The following is a 17,572-nucleotide window of genomic DNA, read 5'->3' on the forward strand; positions in this document are numbered from 1 at the left end:
CGTCATTCCATAACCACTCATGGACAGGGGTTAATCGATGACCGAACAGCAGCATGTCTATCCGGTGAGCGAGTCGTTCGCTGCCAATGCCTGGGCCGACAACGAAAAATATCTGGCAATGTACCAGCAGTCGGTCGATGCGCCCGAGGCGTTCTGGGCCGAGCAGGCCAAGCGTCTCGACTGGATCAAGGCGCCGACCAAGATCAAGAACACCTCCTACGCCTCCGATAACGTCGACATCCGCTGGTACGAAGATGGCACTCTCAACGCCTCGGCCAACTGTCTCGACCGGCACCTGGCGACGCGCGGCGACCAGCCGGCGATCATCTGGGAGGGCGACGACCCCAACCTGTCCAAGACCATCACCTATCGTGAACTCCACGCGCGCACCTGCCAGCTGGCCAATGCGCTCAAGTCGCTGGGCGTCAAGAAGGGCGACGTGGTCACCCTGTACATGCCGATGATCCCCGAAGCGGCCATGGCGATGCTGGCCTGTGCGCGGATCGGCGCGATCCACTCGGTGGTGTTCGGCGGCTTCTCGCCGGATGCCCTGGCCCAGCGCGTCATCGACTCGCAGTCCAAGCTGGTGATCACCTCGGACGAGTCGGTGCGTGGCGGCAAGCAGGTACCGCTCAAGGACAACGTCGACGCGGCCCTGACCCGCGACGGCACCGACGTCGCCGAAAACGTGCTGGTGGTCAAGCGCACCGGCGGCGACATCGACTGGCACGACGGCCGCGACGTGTGGTTCGACGAGCTGGTCGACCAGCAGTCCAGCGACTGCCCGATCGAGGAGATGAACGCCGAGGATCCGCTGTTCATTCTGTATACCTCGGGCTCTACCGGTGCGCCCAAGGGCCTCAAGCACACCACCGGCGGCTACCTCACCTTTGCCAGCCTGACCCACCAGTACGTCTTCGACTATCAGGAGGGTGAGGTCTACTGGTGCAGCGCCGACGTCGGCTGGGTCACCGGCCACAGCTATATCGTCTATGGCCCGCTGGCCAACGGCGCTACCACCCTGATGTTCGAGGGGGTACCGAGCTACCCCACCAATGGCCGCCTCGGCGAGGTGATCGACAAGCACAAGGTCAGCATTCTCTACACGTCGCCCACCGCGATCCGCGCGCTGATGGCCCACGGTGACAAGGTCATGGACTCCAGCCAGCGTACCAGCCTGCGGCTGCTGGGCTCGGTGGGCGAGCCGATCAACCCCGAGGCGTGGGAGTGGTTCCACCGCGTGATCGGCAACGGCAAGTGCCCGATCGTCGATACCTGGTGGCAGACCGAGACCGGCGGCATCATGATCACGCCGCTGCCCGGTGCCACCGACCTCAAGCCAGGCTCGGCGACGCGGCCGTTCTTCGGCGTGCAGCCGGCGCTGGTCGATAACGAGGGCAAGATCCTCGAGGGCGCCACCGAAGGCAACCTGGTGATCCTCGACGCCTGGCCGGGCCAGGCGCGGACCATCTGGAACAATCACGAGCGCTTCGTCCAGACCTACTTCTCGACCTACGAAGGCATGTACTTCACCGGCGACGGCTGCCGTCGCGACGAGGATGGCTACTACTGGATCACCGGCCGCGTCGACGACGTGCTCAACGTCTCCGGGCACCGCATGGGCACTGCCGAGATCGAGTCCTCGCTGGTCGCGCACTCGTCGGTGGCCGAGGCCGCGGTGGTGGGCTTCCCCCACGACATCAAGGGCCAGGGGATCTATATCTACGTGACCCTGACCGATGGCACCGAACCCAGCGACGCCCTCAAGAAGGAGCTCACCCAGTGGGTGCGCAAGGATATCGGTCCCATCGCCTCGCCGGATATCATCCAGTGGGCACCGGGCTTGCCCAAGACCCGCTCGGGCAAGATCATGCGCCGCATCCTGCGCAAGATTGCCGCCAACGAGTGCGACGGCCTGGGTGATACCAGCACCCTGGCGGATCCCACCGTGGTCGATGATCTGATCGAGAACCGCGCCAACCGCTGAGCGGCAGCGCGAATGGCGGCCGCCGTGCAGGCGTGCCGCCCTGCCAGGAAATGCCGGCTGCGCGCCGGCATTTTCGCGTTTGGTGGCACAATCCGTCGAGCGCGCCTAGGGTTGAACATGCGGCTTGGGATTCTTCATCGCCATGGGGTAACATGCCGGGTAACTATGGCGAACCCGCCCCTTGGCGCCGAGGGGGTGGCCGCGCGTTGGCAATGGCCGCGCGTTCGCGACAAGAGGAACCGGAGGAGACTCAATGGCCTTTGCCCAGAAATTCATCGTCGCCGATGACCATCCGCTGTTTCGTGCTGCGCTGACCCAGGCGCTACGACAGCTGGCACCCCAGGCCGAAATTGTCGAATCCGACACCATGGAGGCCACCACCGAGGTGGTCACACGGCATCCCGATGCCGACCTGATCCTGCTCGATCTGCACATGCCCGGTGCCCATGGCTTCTCCGGGCTGATTCAGCTGCGCGGGCAGATGCCGGATATTCCGGTGGCGGTGGTCTCGGGCAGCGACGAGCCCTATGTGGTGCGGCGTGCCATCGACTACGGCGCCTCGGGCTTCATACCCAAGTCGTCGTCGCTGTCGCTGATCGCCGAGGCGGTGGGCGAGATCCTCGACGGTGAGGTGTGGCTGCCGGCGGAGCTGGCCGAGGCGTTGGGCGAGTCCAACGAGGAGGAGACCAAGTTCGCTGAGGCCATCGCCTCGTTGACGCCGCAGCAGTTCCGCGTGCTCAACATGCTCACCGAAGGGCTGCTCAACAAGCAGATCGCCTACGAGCTCAACGTTTCGGAAGCCACCATCAAGGCCCACGTGACGGCGATTCTGCGCAAGCTGGGCGTGCACTCGCGGACCCAGGCGGTGATCGCCGCACAGAAGCTCGAGGTCGAACCGCCCAAGGTAGAATCCTAGCGCTAAGCGCCAAGTAAACGCAGAAAACCCACCTGATGGTGGGTTTTCTGCGTTATGGACCTGGCTTGGCGCTTGGCTTTACCGCCCCGCGCGGCTGGCCTGCAGGGTGCGGGTCAGCAGGGCGCGCAGCGCCGCCGGGCGCACCGGCTTGAGCAGCAGCTGGTAGCCAGCGCGGCGCACTTCCTCGGCGACCTCGTCGGTGCGGTCGGCGGTGATCACGATGCCCGGTACGGCGCCGTCGAGGCGTTCGGCGAGGGCCTCCAGCGCCATCATCCCGGTCACCTCGTTGTCGAGGTGGTAGTCGGCGAGGATTGCGTCCGGGTCGCCCTCCAGGTGGCGCAGGATCGACTTGGCGCCGCCGATCGAGGTGGCAGTGAACACCTCGCAGCCCCAGCCGCTGAGCATCGCCTTCATGCCCTCGAGAATCAGCGTCTCGTTGTCGATGCAGATGATCTTGGCGCCGGCCAGCTTGTTGCCGCCGCGCCGCGTCGGGCGCTCCTCGCCGGCGTCGCGGGGCGCCTGGGCGGCGACCAGCGGCACGCTGACCGAAAACACTGTGCCGAAGCCCTCCCAGGAGCGCACCTGGATCGGGTGGTCGAGGACCCGGCTCATGCGGTCGGCGATGGAAAGTCCCAGTCCCAGGCCCTTCTCGCTCTCCTTGTGGCGCGAGGCCTGATCGAGGCGGCGGAACTCCTGGAAGATCTCCGAGAGCTTGGACTCGGGGATCCCGGGGCCGGAGTCCCAGACCTCGATGGCGAGCCGCTCTCCCCGCCGCCGGCAGCCGAGAAGCACGCGACCCTGCTGGGTATAGCGAATGGCGTTGGAGAGGAAGTTCTGCACGATGCGGCGCAGCATCTGGGCGTCGCTGTCGACCCAGCAGCCGGTGGTGACCACCATCAGGTCGAGGCCGCGCTCCTCGGCCATCACCTCGAACTCGGCGCGCAGCGGGCGGATGATATCGGCCAGGGCAAAGTGGCTGCGCCGCGGGGTCAGGGCCCCGGCGTCGAGCTTGGAAATATCGAGCAGGGTGCCGAGCAGCTCTTCGGCGGCCTGCAGCGAGTTGTCGATATGCCCGATGGTGCGCTTCATGTCCTCGGCGTCGACCTCCTGGGCCAGCGCCGAGGTGAACAGCCGCGCGGCGTTGAGCGGCTGCAGCAGGTCGTGGCTGGCGGCGGCCAGGAAGCGGGTCTTGGAGGCGTTGGCGTCCTCGGCGACCTGCTTGGCCTGGCGCAGCGCTTGCTCGGCCTCGGCGCGCACGCGGTTCTCCTGACGCAGCGCGGCGTTGGCTTCCGACAGCGCCTGGGTGCGTTCGCGAACCCGCTCCTCGAGGTTCTCGTTGGTCTCTTTCAGGGCGATCTCGGCCAGGCGCCGTTCGGTGATGTCCTGATACAGCGAGAAGAAGCCGAGGATGGTGCCGCTGTCGCCGAAGTGCGGCGTATAGGTGACCAGCATGTAGCGGGTGCCGCCATCGCCGTCGTCCAGCGAGATCTCGAAGCTGACCCGCTCGCCGGCCAGGGCGCGCTGCATCCAGGGGGCGCGATCACGGGCGATGTGGGCCGGCATCACCGCGTCGACGCGCTCGCCGATCACCGCGTTGCGGTCGATGTTGAAGGCCTGCTCGTAGGCGCGGTTGGTGAAGAGGTAGCGGCACTCCTTGTCGAAGTAGGCGATCAGCGCCGGCACGTTGTCGGTGTAGATGCGGATATTGTTCTCGGAGCGGATCAGCGCTTCCTCGATGCGCTTCTGCTGGGTGATGTCCTGGTAGGTGTAGACGAAGCCGCCGCCGGGCATCGGGTTGCCCTGCACCTCGAGCACGGTGCCGTCCTGGCGGTAGCGCACGTAGCGGTGCGGGTGGCCCTGGCGGATGTTGTCGATCAGCAGCTCGACGTGCTCCTCGGGGTCGCCGGGGCCGTACTCGCCGTTGTGGGCGTTGTAGCGGAAGATCTTGTCGATCGGCGCGCCGACCCGGATCAGGTGGTCGGGGAAGCGGAACAGCTCCAGGTAGCGCTGGTTCCACACCACCAGGCGCAGGTTCTGGTCGACCACGCTGATGCCCTGGTTGATGTTCTCGATGGTGGCCTGCAGCAGGGCGCGGTTGAACTCCAGCACCTGGGAGGCCTCGTCGACGATCGAGATCACGTCCGAGATGCCGATGCCGCGGCCCTGCAGCGCCGAGTTGACCACGATGCGCGCTGACGACGCCCCCAGTACCGAGGCCAGGAAGCGCTCGGTGAACTGGATCACGTCGATGGAGGCGCGGGCGGTGTCCTCCAGCGGCTTGCCGGTGCGTCGCGCGTAGTCGTCGAAGGCCCGCGACACCTGGCCGGCGCCCAGAAAGCGCTCGCACAGCACCTTGAGGTCGCCGACCGTGGTGGCGCCGGTCCAGGGCCGGTTGACCGAAGTCTGGCGGGTCTCGACGCTGTCGACGAACAGCGAGGCCTGGATGCGCTCGACCACCCGCTGCGGGGTCATCTGCGAGACGAAGATATAGAAGAACAGGTTGAGGCCCAGCGACAGCATCACGCCGTGGGTGAAACTGTCGCCGATATTGAGGCCGAACAGCTGGGTCGGTGCCAGCCAGCCGATGCCCAGCGGGCCGCCGGTTAGCCACGCCTGGGGCAGCACGCCGGCGGTGATCAGGGTCGGCATCAGCAGGGTGTAGGCCCAGATGCCGAAGCCGATGTTCATGCCGACGATCACGCCCAGGCGGTTGCCGCGCTTCCAGTACAGCCCGCCGAGCAGCGCCGGGGCGAACTGGGCGGCGGCGGCGAACGACAGCATGCCGGTAGAGGCCAGGGTGCCGTATTCGGCGATCAGCTGATGAAAGCCGTAGGCCAGCGCGAGGATGGCGACGATGGTGATGCGCCGTGCGCGCAGCACCAGGCGTCCATAGTCGCGGGGCTTGGTGTCGAACCAGCGCAGCCGGAACAGCGCCGGGATCACGATCTCGTTGGAGATCATGATCGACACCGCCACCGCGGCGACGATCACCATGCCGGTGGCCGCCGAGAAGCCGCCGATGAAGGTCAGCAGGGTCAGCAGCTCGTTGCCGGCGGCCATGGGGATGGCCAGCACGAAGGTGTCCGGTTCGACGTCGCCGCCGGGGAACATGATCAGGCCGGCGGCGGCCAGCGGCAGCACGAAGAAGCCGATCGCCACCAGGTAGAGCGGGAACAGCCAGCGCGCCTTGGTGGCATCGTCGCGGTGGGTGTTCTCGACCACCGCGACGTGGAACTGCCGCGGCAGGCAGAAGATCGCCAGCATGGCGAGCAGGGTCTGGGCCCAGAAGCTGCGGCCGAAGTCCTGGGCGGCCAGCTGCTGCTGCAGCTGCATCTGCTGGTCGGCCTGTCCCAGCAGGTCGCCGAGCCCGCCGAACAGCCCCCAGGTGACGTAGGCGCCGAGGATCAGGAAGGCCAGCAGCTTGACCAGCGACTCGAAGGCGATGGCGTGGACCAGCCCCTCATGGTGCTCGGTGGCGTCGGTATGGCGGGTGCCGAACAGGATCGCGAACACCGCCATCACCGCCGCCACGTAGAAGCCGGTGTCGGCGAATAGCGGCGTGCGGGTCATGTCCGAGGTGTCGGTCAGCACCATGAACGAGGTCGACACCGCCTTCAGCTGCAGGGCGATGTAGGGCAGGGTGCCGATCAGTGCCACCAGGCTGGCGAAGGCGGCCAGCGACTGGGTCTTGCCGTAGCGCGAGGCGATGAAGTCGGCGATCGAGGTGACGTTCTGGTGCTTGGCGACGCGAATCATCTTGGCCAGTACCGGCCAGAACAGCAGGAAGGTGAGGATCGGCCCGACGAAGATGCTGGCGAACGACCAGCCCGAGGTGGCGGCTTCGCCCACCGCGCCGTAGAAGGTCCAGGAGGTGCAGTAGATGGCCAGGGCCAGGCTGTAGATCACCGGGCGGCGGCGGCTGGCGCCGTGCAGCCGGGCGTGGCGGTCGCCGCGCCAGGCGATGGCGAACAGCACGGCGATATAGGTCAGTGAAATGGCGATCAGCAGCCAGCCGGCAAACATGCAGTCTCCCCTAGGTGTGCGGCCATGTTATGCCAATCCGTGGGCGGGTGGCAGGGCCGCTTGCGGCGGTGATCAGTCGGCGTCGCACACCGCCCGGTAGAGCGGGTCGTCAGCGTCGAGGCTGCGCAGTGCCGAGAGCCGTGGACGACGCGGCTCGCCGGCCAGCGGCACCAGTTCCTGGGTAGCGCAGTTCATCAGATAGGCCTGATGGGTGACCAGATCCATGTAGTGGCGCTCGAAGCGGTAGCGAATGAATTCCACCAGGCGCTCACCGTTGCTGTCGGTGACCGACATGTTGGCCTGGTCGACGACCTCGAAGGCGTTGGCGATGGGGAAAAAGTAGGTCCAGGGTCGCCAGAAGGCACCGCCGTGCTCCACCGAGACCACCTCGGCGGAGGCGGGCAGCTGCTGCTGCTTGTGGCCGTACCAGGAGTACTCGTGGTGGATCTGGTAGGCCAGCACCCCGAGGCCGGCGCAGGCCGGGATGATCCAGCGCGGCAAACGCTTGCCGCTGAGAAAGCGCAGCAGCAGCCCGACGCCGGCGGCGCCGAGGCCGGCAAAGGCGGCTGCAATCAAGTGCCATATCATAGAGAACCTTTCTGAAAGCAGTCGGGCTTCCCTGGGGGAAGCCCGACATATTGCGGTGAACGAGCCCCGGCGCCTGGCGCCGGGGGCCATTATGGCTTAGTGGTCGATGGCACCACCAGCACCTTTGGGATAGCGCACGCTTTCCACCAGCTCCTGGATCTCCTTGGGCGGCGGCGCGGTGACGCTGGAGACCGCGAAGGCCACGGCGAAGTTGATCATCGCGCCGACGGCACCGAACGACAGCGGCGAGATGCCCAGAATCCAGTTGTCCGGAGTGTTTGGCAGCATGTTGGTGCCGGACATGAAGAACCAGCCGAGGTAGGTGAAGATATACAGCAGGGTGGCGCTGAGGCCGGCCAGCATGCCGCAGATCGCACCGGTGCTGTTCATGCGGGTGGAGAAGATCCCCATCATCAGCGCCGGGAAGATCGAGGCGCCGGCCAGGCCGAAGGCCAGGGCTACCACCTGCGCGGCGAAGCCTGGCGGGTTGAGGCCCAGATAGGTCGCCAGCAGGATGGCCCCCGCCATCGAGATGCGCGCCGCCAGCATCTCGCCCTTCTCGGTGATGTTGGGGTTGATGGTCTTCTTGATCAGGTCGTGACTGATCGCCGAGGAGATCGCCAGCAGCAGGCCGGCTGCAGTGGACAGGGCGGCCGCGATACCGCCGGCGGCGATCAGGCCGATGACCCAGGGGGGCAGGTTGGCGATCTCGGGGTTGGCGAGTACCAGGATGTCGTTGTTTACCTCCAGCTCGTTGCCTTCCCAGCCACGCTCGGCGGCGGTCTCGGCAAAGTCCGGGTTGGCGTCGTTGTAGATCTGGATGCGGCCGTCTTCGTTGTGATCGGTGAAGGTGATCAGGCCGGTGTTTTCCCAGGTCTCGACCCACTCGGGACGCTCTTCGTAGATCAGCGCGTTGTCCATCGCCTCTTCGTAGTTCTCGACCTGTCCGGCGGCGTCCGGGTACATCGTGGTCAAGAGATTGAGGCGCGCCATGGAGGCCACTGCCGGTGCGGTCAGGTAGAGGATGGCGATGAACACCAGCGCCCAGCCCGCGGACCAGCGCGCATCGGCGACCTTGGGCACGGTGAAGAAGCGGATGATGACGTGGGGCAGGCCTGCGGTACCGACCATCAGCGACAGGGTGAACAGCACCATGTTGAGCTTGTTGTCGACGTCGGCGGTGTAGTCCTGGAAGCCCAGTTCGTTGAGCACCTCATTGAGCTTTTCGAGCAGCGGCAGGCCAGACTCGGTGTGGGTGCTGAACATGCCGAACATCGGGATCGGGTTGCCGGTGAGCTGCAGGGCGATGAACACCGCGGGGATGGTGTAGGCCACGATCAGCACGATGTACTGGGCGACCTGGGTATAGGTGATGCCCTTCATACCGCCGAATACCGCGTACAGGAACACGATGAAGGCGGCGATCCAGATGCCCCAGGTGTTACTGACTTCGAGGAAGCGCGAGAAGGCAACGCCGGCGCCGGTCATCTGACCGATGACGTAGGTCACCGAGGCAACGATCAGACACACCACCGCGACGGTGCGCGCGGTGTTGCTGTAGAAGCGGTCGCCGATGAAGTCGGGCACCGTGAACTTGCCGAACTTGCGCAAGTAGGGGGCCAGCAGCAGCGCCAGGATCACGAAGCCGCCGGTCCAGCCCATCAGGAAGGTCGAGTTGGCGTAACCGCCGGAGGCCAGCAGGCCGGCCATGGAGATGAACGAGGCCGCCGACATCCAGTCGGCGGCGGTGGCCATGCCGTTGGTGATCGGGTGCACGCCGCCGCCGGCGACGTAGAAGTCCTTGGTGGAGCCCGCGCGGGCCCAGATCGCGATGCCGATATACAGGGCAAACGAGGCCCCGACGAACAGCAGGTTGATGGCAAACTGACTCATGTCTGGTTACTCCCCCAGGCCAAACTGGGCATCGAGCTTATTCATGCGCCAGGCATAGAAGAAGATGATGCCGATGAAGGTCAGGATGGAGCCCTGCTGGGCGAACCAGAAGCCCAGGTCGGTGCCACCAACGGGAATGCCGGACAGCAAGGGGCGCAGCAGAATGGCGAAGCCGTATGACACCAGCGCCCAGACAATCAGGCAGCCGGTTATCAAGCGCACGTTGGCCTTCCAGTAAGCAGCGGCATTGGATTTATCATCTGCCATGGTGATGCTCTCCACGTGTGTTGGAAGTGTTGGTGTGATGGTGAGAGTTGGCGTTATCCGGCAAGGCAATCGCACCTATGGGATAGTGATGATGTCGTCATCGATAAACATATGACTAACGTCTACCCTATCCGCCACGTGCGATTACCCTGCGCGATTCATGAGTGATAGTGGTCAATAGATGGCTAAAAATAAATCCCAGACTTTGGTATCACGTCTTTCGTTTATATGTATTCGTTTTTTATTTTTTCATAAATATCATAATCTTGAGACATTCTTCGAAGAAAGCTTGGTGAGCTGAGGGGTGTATTATAGGACGATGGTATAGCTAGTGAATCGTCGTGGTTTGCCGTGTGAGGTGGGCGGTGTTGAACGATAGTCTAGCTATTGGGAGAGGCGGCGACTTTGCTAGTCTGAGAGGATAAAAGGGTATGAGCGCGGAAAGTTAACCGAAAGTATACGAGCGGAAAGTCTTACGCGTCTTCGAGGCTGCTACCATGGTCGATGTCGATCTTTCCCAACCGCCGTTCACGCTGCTTGATGATGCTGGGCGTGATCGGGTGCGAGGCGGTGTCGACCTGGCCTACTTCGACAACCAGGAAATCATCCTCGATGCCGGCCAGCCCGGCGAATTCGTGTTCATGATCCACAAGGGCGAGGTAGCCGAGTTGGATCCGACCATGCCGGCCGCGGCATCACGAATCGGCCACTACACTGCCGGTGACTTGTTCGGTGCGATCAGCATCCTCAATGGCAAGAGCCGCTACCGTTTTCAGGCCGAGCAGGAGAGTCTCTGCTATCTGCTGCCCAAGGCGCTGTTCCAGCGGCTGTGCGATGACTACCCGGCGTTCGCCGAGTTCTTCCGCCAGAGCCTGACCCACAAGGCGCGCCTGCTGACCGAGCGGCGCGCCGAGGGCGGGGTGACCATGGCCGGCTTCATGCTGGCGCGCATCGGCGAGTGCATGCGCGAGCCGCTGGTGGTCGACCAGGCGACCAGCATCTTCGATGCGGTGAGCACCCTCAATGCCAGCCACGCCGACAGCCTGCTGGTGTGCGACGGCGAACGTTTCGGCATGGTCACCAAGACCGACCTGCTCAACGCGCTGGTGATCGAGGGCCTGACGCAGGAGCGGCCGGCCATCGAGGTGGCGCATTTCGAGCTGGTCACCGCTAGCGCAGAGCAGTATCTGTTCGAGGCGCTGGTGCGCATGACGCGCCATGAGGTGGCGCGGGTAGTGGTCGTCGAGGAGGGCAAGCCGGTGGGGGTGGTCGAGCTCACCGACGTGCTGAGCTTCTTCTCCAGCCGCAGCTATGTGGTCAGCCTGCAGGTCGAGCAGGCCGATAGTCTCGACGAGCTGGCCCGCGCCAGCGCGCGCACGCCGGAGCTGGTGCGTGCGCTGATGGCCCAGGGCGTCAAGCTGCGCTTCGCCATGGGCCTGCTGGCTGCCCTCAACGGCCGCATCATGGCCAAGGCGTGGGGCTTCGCCGTTGACGAGGCGCATCGCGATGCCAGCTGTCTGGTCGTGATGGGCAGCGAGGGGCGCGGCGAGCAGATCCTCAAGACCGACCAGGACAATGCGCTGATCCTGGCCGACGATCACCATTGGCCGGAGTGCGAGGCGCAGATGCACGAGGTCACCGAGACCCTGATTCGCCTCGGCTACCCGCCGTGCCCGGGCAATATCATGGTCTCCAACCCCGACTGGGTGGGCAGCGTCAGCGAGTGGCGCGAACGCATCGCGCGCTGGGCGGCACGCCGCGACGGCGACAGCCTGATGAAGCTCGCCATCATGCTCGATGCCCACGCCGTGGCGGGCCAGACCGCGCTGCTCGACCAGGTGCGCGACGAATTGTTCGAGCGCTGCCGGCGCGACGAGATCCTGCTCTCCTACTTCGCGCGCACCGCGCTGCGTTTCTCCACCCCGCTGACGCTGTTCGGCTCGCTGAAAAAGCCCCAGCACGGCATCGACATCAAGAAGGGCGGTATCTTCCCCATCGTCCACGGGGTTCGCACCCTGGCCCTGGAGCGCGGGATTCGTGCCACCTCGACCCTCGACCGCCTCGACGCCCTGGCCGAGGATGGGCGCCTCGAGTCCAGCTTTGCGGAGGATCTCGGCGAGGCGCTGGCGCTGTTCACCGAGCTGCGGCTGCGCCAGCAGCTCGAGCGTGACGGCGACGGCGAGGATGCCAACCGGGTGGTGGTGCAGCAGCTGTCATCGCTGGAGCGCGACCTGCTGCGCGAGGCGCTGCATATGGTCAAGGATTTCAAGCAGCGCCTGTCACAGCGCTTTCACCTGGAATACAGCTGAGGCCCAAGGCCTCTGCCCGAGCAACGGTCCATAAGGAGGTGCCCATGCTGCGCGCCCTGCGCCGAGCCAACGACCGACGCCGTCACGCCGAGGGCGAGTATGGCTGGTTGTTTCACCCCTACACGGGTAACGAGATGGTGGCCATCGACTGCGAGACCACCGGCCTCGACACCCGCAGTGCCGAGCTGGTGTCGATCGCCGCGGTCAAGGTGCGCAACGGCCGGGTGCTGACCAGCGAATCGCTGGACCTGCGGCTGCAGCGGCCGGCCAGCCTCACCGGCGACTCGATTCGCATCCACGGGCTGCGCGGCATCGACCTGGCTGGCGGTGACGGCGTCGAGGAGGCGCTGGACAAGCTGCTCGACTTCATCGGCAACCGCCCGCTAATGGGCTGGTGCCTGGACTTCGACATGGCGATTCTCAACCGTCATCTGCGCCCGCGCTTCGGTTTCGACCTGCCCAATGCGATGATCGAGGTGTCGCAGCGCTACGTGCGCGACCTGCGGCGCACCCATCCCGAAATCGAACCCAACCTACGTTTCGAGGCGGTGGCCAAGGCCCTCGACGTGCCGGTGATCGGTCGCCATACCGCGCTGGGCGACGCCGTGACCGCGGCGCTGATGTACCTGCGCCTGGAGAAGGGCGCGATGCGCGGTGACTGACGCCACCGCGCGGCGATGGTAAGATGGCCGACCATTTCCGGCCCCGATGCTGTGATCATGTCCGAGATACTCCCCCCCCAGGCGGCGGGCGCAAGCGATGCCCGCGACAAGCGTGAGTTCAACAAGCTGCAGAAGCGCCTGCGTCGTCAGGTGGGCAATGCGATCATCGACTACGGCATGATCCGCGATGGCGACAAGGTGATGGTGTGCCTGTCCGGCGGCAAGGACTCCTACACCATGCTCGAGATCCTGCGCAGCCTGCAGCGCAGTGCGCCGGTGGATTTCTCGCTGGTGGCGGTCAATCTCGACCAGAAGCAGCCCGGCTTTCCCGAGCACGTGCTGCCCGAGTACCTCGACGCCGCGGGCGTCGACTACCACATCCTCGAGCGCGACACCTACTCGGTGGTCAAGGAGAAGACCCCCGAGGGCAAGACCACCTGTGCGCTCTGCTCGCGGCTGCGGCGCGGTTCGCTGTACGGCTTCGCCGAAGAGATCGGTGCCACCAAGGTGGCGCTGGGCCACCACCGCGAGGACATCCTCGAGACGCTGTTCCTCAACATGTTCTTCGGCGGCAGCCTCAAGGCGATGCCGCCCAAGCTGCTCGCCGACGACGGCAAGAACATCGTGATCCGCCCGCTGGCCTACTGCCGCGAGGCGGATATCGCCGAGTTCGCCCGGCGCATGGCGTTCCCGATCATTCCCTGCAACCTGTGCGGCTCCCAGCCCAACCTGCAGCGCCAGGTGGTCAAGGAGATGCTCGCCGAGTGGGAGGCCAAGCACCCCGGCCGCCTCGAGACCATGTTCAAGGCGGTGACCAACGTGGCGCCGTCGCAGCTCGCCGACCGCGAGCTGTTCGATTTCGCCGGGCTCGAGGACAAGCAGGCGCGGATGCAGGCCAACCATATCGAGGCCATCGATCTCGCCCACCAGGCCTAACGGCTTCACTGCGCAACGCATGCAAAGCGCCCCCGCCGAGCGATCGGCGGGGGCGCTTTGGGTGTCGCGGTAGGAGATGGCTAGAGGCAGCCGTCGCCCTCGGCCAGTTCCTCGAGTGCCGCCAGGTCGAGGATATGGACCTCGCGGCCGGCCACCGACACCAGCTGCTGCTGCTGGAAGCGGCCGAGTATACGGCTGACGGTTTCCACCGCCAGGCCCAGGTAGTTGCCGATATCGGCGCGCGACATTGACAGCCGGAAGCTGTAGGCGGAGTAGCCGCGGCGGCGGAAGCGATTCGATAGCCCGATCAGGAAGCTGGCCAGGCGCTCGTCGGCGGTCTTGCGCGACAGCAGGCGCATCATGCGGCGGTCGTCGCGCATCTCCTTGCTCATGCTGCGAAACAGCTGGGCACGAAGCTCCGGCAGCTGCTCGGAGAGGTGATCCAGCCGGTCGAAGGGGATCTCGCATATGGTGGTGGTCTCGAGGGCCGTGACCGTGCCGGGGTAGCGTTCGTCGTCGATGGCGTCGAGACCGACCAGTTCGCTGGGCAGGTAGAAGTTGGTCAACTGGTCCTCGCCGTTGCCTTCGCTGGCGAGCTGCTTGAGGCTGCCCGAGCGCACCGCGAACACGCTGGTGAACGTCTCGCCCTGGCGAAACAGCGCCTCGCCCTTCTTGAGCGGCGCGCGGCGGCGGATAATCGCGTCGAACTGGTCGACGTCGGAGAACTCCAGGGCCAGCGGCAGGCACAGCGAACTCAGGCTGCAGGTCTGGCAGCGCGTCTCATGCAGGCGCGCGCTTCGCGGGGCGGTGGCGGGGTGTGGCATGACCTCCTCCTGAGTAGTGACACACCCCTCAGTATGGCGGATCGTAGTGTCTCGGCAAAGGATACTTTCCGACATGCTCAGACAATCCTCGAGTAGCGCGGCCCCTGGCCCGGCGTGAGATGGGCGTCGAAGGCCATTGCCAGGTGCCGAATCAGCAGCTTGCCCACCGGGGTGGCGATCAGTGTCGGGCCGCGGCGGGTCAGCAGGCCGTCACGTTCGGCCCCCTCCAGCTGTCGCAGGCTGTCGGCGAAGTAGTGCTCGGCGTCGATGCCGAAGCGGGTGCCGAGCTCGGCCAGGTCGAGGCGCATGTCGCACATCAGGCGCTCGATGGCGTAGCGGCGGTATCGGTCGTCCTGGCTGAGGCGCACGCCGCGCTGGGTCGCCAGGCGTGCGTCGTCGAGCGCCGCCTCGTAGCTGGCCAGGTCGCTGGGATTCTGGGCGTAGAGGTCGTCGACCCGCGAGATCGCCGAGACCCCGAGGCCCACCAGGTCGCTGTCGGCGTGGCTCGAGTAGCCCTGGAAATTGCGCTGCAGGGTGCCCTGGCGCTGGGCCACGGCGAGGCTGTCATCGGGACGCGCGAAGTGGTCCATGCCGATATGCACATAGCCGGCGGCCTCGAGCATGTCGATGCTGGTGCGCAGGATGGCCAGCTTCTCCTCGGCGCTGGGCAGGTCGGCCTCGTTGATGCGCCGCTGCGGCGCGAAGCGCTGCGGCATGTGCGCGTAGTTGAACACCGAGAGCCGTGCCGGGGCCATGTCGATGACCTGCTCGAGCGTCGCGGCGAAGCTGTCGCGAGTCTGGTGGGGCAGGCCGTAGATCAGGTCCATGTTCAGCGAGCGAAAGCCCAGCCGCCTTGCCTCGTCGACCAGAGTCTCGGTCAGCACGCGGGGCTGCACGCGGTTGATGGCCTTCTGGACCCGCAGGTCGAGGTCCTGGACGCCGAGGCTGATGCGGTTGAAGCCCAGCGCTTGCAGGTGACGCAGGGTCAGCATATTGGCTTCGCGGGGGTCGATCTCGATGGCGTAGTCGCGCTGGGGGTCGCTGCTGAGCCCGAAGCGGCTATGTAAGCGGTCGACCAGGTCGCCCATCTGGTCGAGGGTCAGGAAGGTCGGCGTGCCACCGCCCCAGTGCAGCTGATTGACCGGCCTCGAGGTGTCCAGGTGTCGCGCGGCGAGCACCATCTCGCGGTCGAGCCTGGCCAGGTAGGGCTCGGCCAGGCGGGTATTCTTGGTGGCGATCTTGTTGCAGGCGCAGTAGAAGCAGATCTTGCGGCAGAACGGCACGTGCACGTAGAGCGACAGCGGCCGGCCGCCGGCATTGCTGCGCGTCAGCGCTTCACTAAACGCCTCTGCGCCGACGCCGTCGTGAAACGACAGCGCGGTAGGGTATGAGGTGTAGCGCGGCCCGCTGACGTCGTAGCGGCGAATCAGCGCCTCGTCCCAGGCGGAGGACGCCGCTTGGGGCGGCGCGATAGGCGTGGCGTAAGACATGGTGGGCACTCCTGACGAGGATCTTGCGCCCATGCTAGCGCCGGCGCGGCGCGGCGATCTTGCGTTGGGTCAAGTCGTGGTGCATTCGTGCCCAGGCCATCGCAGGTAGCGGCGCCGCTCGGGGCTGAACCGTCGCAAGACCTACGAAGAGGCGTCGTCAAACCGTCCTTGGACGCTGCCAACGCGATCCATGGAGTGAATCAGCACCGCTCGGGACTGATCCGTCGGCAGGCCTACGAGGGGGCGCTGTAAACCCGTCTGAACTGCACCCCGAAAGTTGGACATCCAACCCAACCTTCGGGGTGTTTCTATGAGGAATCGATATAGCGAGCAGTTCAAGTGGCAGGTGGTGCAGCAATGTCTGCGCGTGGGGGGCAGCATAAAGGAGGTAGCCCGCCAGCTTGAGCTGGATTATTCCATGGTCCGGCGATGGCTGGAGCATTACCGGCAGCATGGTCCTTCAGGGTTACGCCAGACGCGCCACCACTACGGCTCATCGTTCAAGCGTGAGGTGCTGGAAAGGATGTGGCGCGACGGCTTGTCGATCCGTCAGGCCGAGGCCCTGTTTGATATCCGTGCCGCTGGCGCTATTGGCAGATGGGAACGCCAATATCATAGTGGGGGTCTGACCGCGTTAGCCCCAAAGCGTAAGGGACGCCGCCCCATGCCCCAGAAGCCCCCATCACCGCCCAAGCCTTGCGCCGATGAGGAGCGCTCCCATGAGGAACTGCTCGAGGAACTGGCCTATCTACGGGCAGAGAATGCCTACTTAAAAAAGCTCGATGCCTTGATCCAGGAAAAGCGGGCGACGACGCGGGGCAAAAAGCCCAAGCCGTCCAAGGATTAAGGCATGAGCACTCACTGGCGCTGCTGCTGCGTGCGGCCGAGCTGCCGCGCAGCACGTTCTACTACCAGATCAAGGCCTTGGACGCTGACGATCGGTACGCGGCTCTGAAGGCGCGTATCCGGGCGATCTACGACCGCCACAAAGGGCGCTATGGCTACCGTCGCATCACCTCCGTTCTGCGGCAGGCAGGTGAGGCGATCAACCACAAGACCGTCCAGCGGTTGATGCAACAGCTAGGCTTGAAGTCCCTGGTTCGCCCTAAGCGGTATCGTGCCTACCGAGGCGCGGAAGGCTACGCCGCCCCGAATACGTTGCAGCGTCGGTTTCAGGCTCAGCGTCCCCATCAACGGTGGGTGACAGACATCACCGAATTCAAGGTCAATGGCCAGAAGCTCTACCTGTCACCGGTCATGGATCTATATAACGGAGAGATCATTGCCTTCCAGACAGGGCCACGCCCGGTGTTCGACCTGGTGAAGGGTATGCTCAAGAAAGCCTTTAGCAGGCTGATCGCGGGGGACCGGCCGCTGCTCCACTCGGATCAGGGCTGGCATTATCGCCACCCCAGATATCGCCGCCTAGTGGTGGAGAAGCGGATACTCCGTAGCATGTCACGGAAAGGGAACTGTCTGGACAATGCTGCGATGGAGAGCTTCTTCGGCACCCTGAAGGCTGAATACTTCCATTTGAACCGGTTCGACACCATAGAGCAGCTGCAGCAAGGCCTCGACCGTTACATCCATTACTACAACCACGAGCGTATCAAGATGAAATTAAAAGGCCTGAGCCCTGTGCAGTACAGGACTCAGGCCTTGAGCGCCGACTGAATG

The 17,572-nt window shown here is 65.0% G+C and carries 13 protein-coding genes; 7 read left to right on the plus strand and 6 right to left on the minus strand.

Annotation, left to right across the window (positions count from 1 at the left end):
- Positions 1 to 37: 37 nt before the first annotated feature.
- Together BWR19_03275 and BWR19_03280 are read left to right on the plus strand one after the other, a co-directional pair.
- Entirely contained in the window at positions 38 to 1,987 is a 1,950-nt protein-coding gene (locus BWR19_03275) for an acetate--CoA ligase (GenBank protein APX92042.1), read from the plus strand.
- Between the two features lie 253 nt (positions 1,988 to 2,240).
- Positions 2,241 to 2,903 (plus strand): DNA-binding response regulator, encoded by a 663-nt coding sequence (locus BWR19_03280; GenBank protein APX92043.1) that lies wholly within the window; start codon positions 2,241 to 2,243, stop codon positions 2,901 to 2,903.
- A gap of 78 nt (positions 2,904 to 2,981) precedes the next feature.
- Here BWR19_03280 and BWR19_03285 read toward each other — a convergent pair whose 3' ends face one another.
- The 4 genes from BWR19_03285 to BWR19_03300 form a co-directional block, all read right to left on the minus strand.
- Positions 2,982 to 6,926 carry a hybrid sensor histidine kinase/response regulator gene (locus BWR19_03285; protein ID APX92044.1) on the minus strand — a complete coding sequence of 1,315 codons (3,945 nt, stop codon included), beginning with the start codon at positions 6,924 to 6,926 and terminating at the stop codon, positions 2,982 to 2,984.
- 72 nt (positions 6,927 to 6,998) lie between these two features.
- The gene (locus BWR19_03290; protein APX92045.1) at positions 6,999 to 7,514 is read right to left on the minus strand and encodes a hypothetical protein; all 516 of its coding nucleotides are present in this window, start codon (positions 7,512 to 7,514) and stop codon (positions 6,999 to 7,001) included.
- Positions 7,515 to 7,610: 96 nt separating this feature from the next.
- Positions 7,611 to 9,407 (minus strand): cation acetate symporter, encoded by a 1,797-nt coding sequence (locus tag BWR19_03295; protein APX92046.1) that lies wholly within the window; start codon positions 9,405 to 9,407, stop codon positions 7,611 to 7,613.
- A gap of 6 nt (positions 9,408 to 9,413) precedes the next feature.
- Positions 9,414 to 9,674 (minus strand): hypothetical protein, encoded by a 261-nt coding sequence (locus BWR19_03300; GenBank protein APX92047.1) that lies wholly within the window; start codon positions 9,672 to 9,674, stop codon positions 9,414 to 9,416.
- 497 nt (positions 9,675 to 10,171) lie between these two features.
- On the opposite strand from BWR19_03300, the gene BWR19_03305 reads away from it, so the two are divergent.
- The 3 genes from BWR19_03305 to BWR19_03315 are packed head-to-tail and all read left to right on the plus strand — an operon-like array spanning position 10,172 to position 13,581.
- Positions 10,172 to 11,983 (plus strand): cyclic nucleotide-binding protein, encoded by a 1,812-nt coding sequence (locus BWR19_03305; protein ID APX92048.1) that lies wholly within the window; start codon positions 10,172 to 10,174, stop codon positions 11,981 to 11,983.
- A gap of 44 nt (positions 11,984 to 12,027) precedes the next feature.
- The gene (locus BWR19_03310) at positions 12,028 to 12,645 is read left to right on the plus strand and encodes a DNA polymerase III subunit epsilon (protein APX92049.1); all 618 of its coding nucleotides are present in this window, start codon (positions 12,028 to 12,030) and stop codon (positions 12,643 to 12,645) included.
- Positions 12,646 to 12,702: 57 nt separating this feature from the next.
- Entirely contained in the window at positions 12,703 to 13,581 is an 879-nt protein-coding gene (locus BWR19_03315; GenBank protein APX92050.1) for a tRNA 2-thiocytidine(32) synthetase TtcA, read from the plus strand.
- Between the two features lie 80 nt (positions 13,582 to 13,661).
- Here BWR19_03315 and BWR19_03320 read toward each other — a convergent pair whose 3' ends face one another.
- Both BWR19_03320 and BWR19_03325 read right to left on the minus strand, forming a co-directional pair.
- Positions 13,662 to 14,405 carry a Crp/Fnr family transcriptional regulator gene (locus tag BWR19_03320; GenBank protein APX92051.1) on the minus strand — a complete coding sequence of 248 codons (744 nt, stop codon included), beginning with the start codon at positions 14,403 to 14,405 and terminating at the stop codon, positions 13,662 to 13,664.
- 77 nt (positions 14,406 to 14,482) lie between these two features.
- Complete coding sequence (locus BWR19_03325; protein APX92052.1) at positions 14,483 to 15,895, minus strand: oxygen-independent coproporphyrinogen III oxidase; 1,413 nt, start codon at positions 15,893 to 15,895, stop codon at positions 14,483 to 14,485.
- A gap of 310 nt (positions 15,896 to 16,205) precedes the next feature.
- Between BWR19_03325 and BWR19_03330 the strand changes: the two genes are divergently transcribed.
- Together BWR19_03330 and BWR19_03335 are read left to right on the plus strand one after the other, a co-directional pair.
- Complete coding sequence (locus tag BWR19_03330; protein APX92053.1) at positions 16,206 to 16,742, plus strand: transposase; 537 nt, start codon at positions 16,206 to 16,208, stop codon at positions 16,740 to 16,742.
- Between the two features lie 20 nt (positions 16,743 to 16,762).
- Positions 16,763 to 17,569, plus strand: coding sequence for a transposase (locus tag BWR19_03335; GenBank protein ID APX92054.1), 807 nt, complete (start codon positions 16,763 to 16,765; stop codon positions 17,567 to 17,569).
- Positions 17,570 to 17,572 lie beyond the last annotated feature (3 nt).

The sequence above is a fragment of the Halomonas sp. 1513 genome, from assembly GCA_001971685.1.
In the GTDB taxonomy this organism is placed as follows: Bacteria; Pseudomonadota; Gammaproteobacteria; order Pseudomonadales; family Halomonadaceae; genus Franzmannia.